The organism is Streptomyces nanshensis (assembly GCF_001751255.1).
Classification (GTDB): Bacteria; Actinomycetota; Actinomycetes; order Streptomycetales; family Streptomycetaceae; genus Streptomyces; species Streptomyces nanshensis_A.
In genome coordinates, this window is sequence record NZ_LJGW01000038.1 from 1 (window position 1) to 4,352 (window position 4,352).

At 72.7% G+C, this 4,352-nt stretch carries 4 protein-coding genes; all 4 read left to right on the plus strand.

The window, feature by feature from the left end; genetic code table 11:
- Window positions 1–161 precede the first annotated feature (161 nt).
- The 4 genes from AN218_RS37750 (at window position 162) to AN218_RS01760 (ending at window position 4,285) form a co-directional block, all read left to right on the plus strand.
- Window positions 162–1,412, plus strand: coding sequence for a sensor histidine kinase (locus AN218_RS37750; RefSeq protein ID WP_070014650.1), 1,251 nt, complete (start codon window positions 162–164; stop codon window positions 1,410–1,412).
- Entirely contained in the window at window positions 1,405–2,109 is a 705-nt protein-coding gene (locus AN218_RS01750) for a response regulator (RefSeq protein WP_070014651.1), read from the plus strand. Before AN218_RS37750 ends, AN218_RS01750 begins: the two co-directional genes overlap by 8 nt.
- 176 nt (window positions 2,110–2,285) lie before the next feature.
- A complete protein-coding gene (locus AN218_RS01755; RefSeq protein WP_171908565.1) occupies window positions 2,286–3,092 on the plus strand; it encodes a class I SAM-dependent methyltransferase in 807 nt (268 codons plus the stop codon).
- 140 nt (window positions 3,093–3,232) lie between these two features.
- On the plus strand, window positions 3,233–4,285 hold the full coding sequence (locus tag AN218_RS01760) for a DUF3048 domain-containing protein (protein WP_070014653.1): 1,053 nt from the start codon (window positions 3,233–3,235) through the stop codon (window positions 4,283–4,285).
- Window positions 4,286–4,352: the final 67 nt, after the last annotated feature.

Sequence of the window (4,352 nt, forward strand, 5' to 3'; positions counted from 1 at the left end):
CGCGCGGGCCCGCCGGGCGCTGCCGCGGGCGGCCGGGGAGGCGCTGCGCCGGGCACCGCAGGCGGCGGTTCTCGCGCTGACCGTTCTGCTGCTGGTCTTCCACGCACGCTCGGACGTGCCGCAGACCGAACGGCTCGTGGGCGGCGCGCTCGCCCTCNCCGGTGCTCGCGGGGTGGCTGCTGGTGGCGGCGACGGCCGTCAGCGTCTTCCATCCCGGCGGTCTGGCGGGACCGTTCCCGTTCGCGGACGTCACGTCGTGGCCGCGGCTGCTGTTCTACGACTCGCAGCAGCGGCCGTGGGCGATGGCGGGGCTGCTGGTCTTCGCGGCCGTGCTGGCGCTGCTCGCGTTGCGGCTGCGGCTGCGCGCCGTGGTGGCGCTGTGGTGCCTGCTCGTCGCCGTCGCGGTGGCGGGCAACGGGCCGCTGAGCGTGGGCGCGTGGGTGATGGCGCTGGTCTCGGCCCCGATGCCGCTGACGGCGCTCGTCGTCACGGGCCTGCGGGAGGCGCGCGCGGAGGCGGCGTCGCACGCCGCGGCCACCGAGGAGGAGCGCGCGCGACGGCTGCTGCTGGAGGAACGTGCCGTCATCGCACGGGAGTTGCACGACGTCGTGGCCCACCACATGTCCGTCGTGGCGATCCAGGCGGAGGCCGCGCCGTACCGGGTGCAGGACCCGCCGCCCGAACTGGCGAAGGCGTTCGCGGACGTACGGGAGAACGCCGTGGTCGCGCTGGCCGAACTGCGCCGGGTGCTGGGCGTCGTACGGGCGGAGCCGCCGTCGCCGTACGGGCCGCCCGGTGCCGGCAAGGGGCCCGACGCGGATCCGGACACGGATCCGGACACGGATGCGGATGCGGACACGGCGGCCGGTGCGCGCGGCGCGCGCGAACTGACCGGCGTACGCGGGGAGTTCGGCGGTGACGTTCGCGCCTCGCGCGGTGTCGAGGCGCCGCAGCCCACCCTCGCCGGTCTGGACGCGCTGCTCGCGGGCGTCCGTGCCGTCGGTCCGTACGCCGCGAAGACCGTCACCGGCGAGGTGCGTCAACTGCCGCGCGGCGTCGAGCTGTCGGCGTACCGCATCGTGCAGGAGGCGCTGAGCAACGCCATGCGGCACGCACCCGGAGCCGAGGTCGGCGTCGAACTCGCCTACGAGCGGGACGGATTGGGCCTGCGCGTCGTCAACGGGCCGTCCCTGCGCCCGCCGTCGCCGTCGCCCGGTGCCGGGCACGGGCTGACCGGCATGCGGGAGCGCGTGGCCATGCTGGGCGGACGGCTGCGTACGGGACCGACCGGGGAGGGCGGATACGAGGTGCGCGGATTCCTGCCGTGCGAGGGGCACTTGGAGCCCGGGACCGTCGCGGCGTCCCCCGCCGCGCCCGTGCCCGGACCGGGCGAGGAGCGCACCGATGGCTGACGAACCCCCGATCCGGGTCCTGATCGCCGACGACCAGGAGATGGTGCGCGAGGGCTTCTCCGTACTGCTCGGCAGCCGCCCGTACATCGAGGTCGTCGGAGAGGCCGTCGACGGCCGCGACGCGGTGGAGAAGGCGGCGGCCCTGCGCCCCGACGTCGCCCTGCTCGACGTACGGATGCCCGTGCTCGACGGCCTGGAGGCCACCCGCGAGATCGTCGCGGCGCTGCCCGACACGAAGGTCGTGATCCTCACGACGTACGACCTGGACGAGTACGTCTACCAGGCGCTGCGGGCCGGGGCGAGCGGCTTCCTCCTCAAGGACGCCCCCGCGCGTCAACTCGCCGACGGCATCCGGGTCGTGGCCACGGGAGGCGCCCTGCTGGCGCCGACCGTGACGCGCCGGCTGATCGCGGAGTTCAGCCGGCGTCCCGCCGAACGGACGGGCCTGCGCGCCCCGTTGCGGGAGCGCGTCGCCGAACTGACCGGACGGGAGACGGAGGTGCTGGCGCTCGTGGCGCAGGGACTGTCGAACGCCGAGATCGGCGAGCACCTCTTCGTCGCCGAGTCGACGGTCAAGACGCACGTCAGCCGCGTCCTCGACAAGCTCGGCCTGCGCGACCGCACCCAGGCCGCCGTCTTCGCGTACGAGACCGGGGTCGTGGCGCCGCCGGCCGCGCACCCGCCCACCGCTCCGTAACAACGCCCCGTAACAGAGCCCAACTCCCGTACGGCGCCGTCGCGTCGGAGACCGCCGACGGCCCGCCCTCTGCCGTCCCCTGACCACACCCGAACGTGTCCGACATGCCCGTTCATTCGTTTCGGCAAGTGTCGAAACGCCGTCCTGCACCACGCACGACCGAGGAGCACATCACCATGCCCCAGAAGACCCCGCGTTCGCTGGCCGCCAACAGGGCGCGGCTCTCGCACAAGGTCTCGTACGCGCTGCGCAATCCGGCACGCGTCGCCCCGTACGCCCGCCGGGCCGTCCGCGACCGCTGGCTGCGCTTCAAGCACCCCGACCACGTCGACTACTACCGCGCGGTCATGGCCTCGGACACCGCGGGCAACCCGGAGGCGGCCGTCGGCAGCCGCAGCCACGACCGGTGGCTGGCCCTGGGGCAGATGCAGTTCGACTTCCTCCTGGAGCACGGGCTCCAGCCGCAGCACCGCATGCTCGACATCGGCTGCGGCAACCTCCGCGCGGGCTGGCGCTTCATCCAGTACCTCGATGCCGGCAACTACTACGGCATCGACATCTCCCCCGACATCCTCATCTCCGCCAAGAAGACCCTCACCCGCTACGAACTCCAGGACAAGCTCCCGCACTTGACGCTCACCCACGACCTCAAGCTGGAGTTCCTGCCCAGCGGGCACTTCGACGTCGTCCACGCGCACAGCGTCTTCTCCCACTCGCCGCCCGAGGTCATCGACGAGTGCCTGGCGCACGTCGGCCGGATCCTGGCGCCGCGCGGCTTCTTCGACTTCACCTTCGACCGTACGGAGGGCGCCGAACACCAGGTGCTGCGCGAGGACTTCTACTACCGCACGGAGACGCTCACCGCTCTCGCGGAGAAGCACGGGCTCAGCGCGCGCTTCATGGACGACTGGGAGAAGCTGCCGCACGGCCAGTCCAAGATCCGCGTCTCCCTCGTGGACTCCCCTGCTCCCGCGGAGAGTTGACGGCCCGTCGCGAGGCGGGGTGGGCGGGGCGCTCCGCACGGTGGGGAAGTGCTCCGCACGGTATTGACGGCGTGGCCCGGCACCGATGAGGTGGCTGTCTTACCAACCCCCCACGACGGAAGGCAGTTTCCATGCAGGGCATGACCACCGGGTCGCCGTCCTCCGGCGGCAGCACGGGAGGCGGTGGCATACGCAGGGCCACGCGTGTGCTGGCCACGCTGGCCGTGGCGGCGCTGGCGGCGGGAGGCGCGGCGAGCGCCTCCTCCGCCCACGAGGCGCCGGACGCCGGCAAGCAGCAGCAGGCTCGGCACGCCTCGTCCTCCTCGTCCTCCGCGAGCGGCGCGGCAGGGCAGCGCGAGGAGACGTCCCCCTTCACCGGGCTGCCCGCCGAGCCGGCGCCCGTACTGGCCGTGAAGATCGACAACCACAAGGACGCACGGCCGCACACCGCTCTGGAGGACGCGGACATCACCGTCGTCGAGAAGGTCGAGGGCGGGCTGAGCCGGCTGCTCGGCGTCTACTCCAGCAAGCTCCCCGAGTCGCTGGGGCCGGTGCGCAGCGCCCGCGCGTACAACGTCGAGCAGTTGCGGATGTTCGACCGTCCCGCGCTGTCCTACTCGGGTGCGCGGCAGGGCGTCGAGGACCTCATAGAGAAGTCCACGCTGCACGCCCGCTCGCACGACAAGTACCCCGAGCCGTACTTCCGCGGCGGTGACAACGAGGCCCCGCACAACCTCTACGTCCACCCCGACCAGCTCCTCGACACCGCGCCCGAGGCCAGCAAGAGCGCCGACATCGGCTTCCGCTTCGCCGACGACGCACCCGAGGGCGGCGAGGCCACGGACAAGACCTCGGTCGACTACGGCTCCGCCGAGACCTCCTTCGAGTGGTCCGAGAAGGAGGACCGCTGGCTCACCTCCTTCGACGGCGAGCCCGCGACCAGCACGGGCGGCAAGCGGCTCGGAGGCAAGACCGTGATCGTGCAGAACGTCGAGATGCCGCCGGACGACGGCGGCACCCCGTACGAGAAGACGGTCGGCAGCGGCAAGGCGACGGTGCTGCGCGACGGCAAGGCGTACGAGACCACATGGGAGCGGCCGAAGGCGGAGTCGGGCACGACCTTCACGCTGCCGAACGGCGAGCCGATGCCGTTCGACCGCGGCAACGTGTGGCTGGTCTACAAGGAGGCCTGATCCAGGCGGAGTTCGGACGTCCGCAGAAGTGACCGGGCCCGTCGGCGGGGCGCATTCCCCGCCGACG

Excerpts from the sequence above, each read along its gene's own strand:
- AN218_RS01755 (WP_171908565.1), top strand. The coding sequence starts at position 2,286 with ATGCCCCAGAAGACCCCGCGTTCGCTGGCCGCCAACAGGGCGCGGCTC.
- AN218_RS01750 (WP_070014651.1), top strand. The coding sequence starts at position 1,405 with ATGGCTGACGAACCCCCGATCCGGGTCCTGATCGCCGACGACCAGGAG.
- AN218_RS01760 (WP_070014653.1), top strand. The coding sequence starts at position 3,233 with ATGACCACCGGGTCGCCGTCCTCCGGCGGCAGCACGGGAGGCGGTGGC.